A 1,111-nucleotide genomic window follows, 5' to 3' on the forward strand; every position below is an offset into this window, starting at 1 on the left:
GATACTGACACTGTCTATCGCCGTAGCGGCGATGAATTTATTATCTTGCTGCAAGGCATTAAAGAAGAAGCTAACACCATCTATGTCGCGGACAAGATTCATAATGCCATGAATAAACCGTTTGAGATTGAAGGGAAAAAGCTCGAAGTATCGTGCAGTATCGGTATTGCGCTCTATCCCGAGCACGGCACTGATTCACTGACGTTAGCCATCAACGCGGACTCTGCCATGTACCAGGCAAAAGCGATGGGGCGTAGTCAAACGCAAATCTACGTCGTACAAAACGGTCATCAGTGATAATGGCAGGGACGTTAGGGAAATGAACAACACAAACTGTCATTAACAGGGCAGGTTGTGTTGTTCAATGAAAGTCTTGAATAGCACTGCGTGATAATTAGCGTTCCCGCAGTGCTTCGGCATTTGCTCGGATGATGGGTTTAAGCAAATAACTCAGAATGGTTTTCTTTCCGGTAATAATATCCACGGATGCTACCATGCCGGGAATAATCACCAGGGGTTTATCCTCAGTGCCCAAGTAATTTTTATCCGTGCGCAACCGAACGATATAAAAGCTATTGCCTTCTTTATCCGTCATGGTGTCAGGGCTAATTTGCTCAACTTTCCCTTTTAATCCACCATAGATCGTATAATCGTAGGCCGTCAGTTTGATTATTGCATTCTGACCGGCATGTAGAAAGGCAATATCTCGCGGTGAGATTTTTGCTTCAACCAGTAAATTTTCATCCAACGGAACTATTTCCACGATGTCGTTGCCCGGTTGGATAACGCCACCAATGGTATTGACCATCATCTGCTGCACAATGCCTTTCACCGGCGAGACCACCAGCGTGCGGTTTACGCGATCTTCCAGCGCCTTACCCGTGGCGGCTATCTTGTTCAGACTGGTTTGTGCTTCAGTCAACTGGGTCAGTGCATCGCTTTTATAGCGTCCGCGCGCTTCCTGAACCTTGTTTTCAATTTCCTTGATGGCAGAGTCAGCGCGAGGAATAGCCAGCGTCATGGATTCCAACTGCCCCTGCGTTTCCACTTCAGCCCGTTTCAACCGCAACACTTCGACTTTAGATATTGCACCCTCTGCAATCAATGGCTC

At 47.1% G+C, this 1,111-nt stretch carries 2 protein-coding genes; one reads left to right on the forward strand and one right to left on the reverse strand.

The window, feature by feature from the left end; translation table 11 throughout:
- Window positions 1–297: diguanylate cyclase domain-containing protein (locus J5224_RS29320; protein WP_264628589.1), on the forward strand; the 297-nt coding region annotated here is incomplete at its 5' end.
- A 97-nt stretch (window positions 298–394) separates the two neighbouring features.
- Here J5224_RS29320 and J5224_RS29325 read toward each other — a convergent pair.
- The coding region (locus J5224_RS29325; RefSeq protein WP_264628590.1) for an HlyD family type I secretion periplasmic adaptor subunit at window positions 395–1,111 on the reverse strand (717 nt) is incomplete at its 5' end.

It is taken from the genome of Candidatus Symbiopectobacterium sp. NZEC135 (assembly GCF_025962695.1).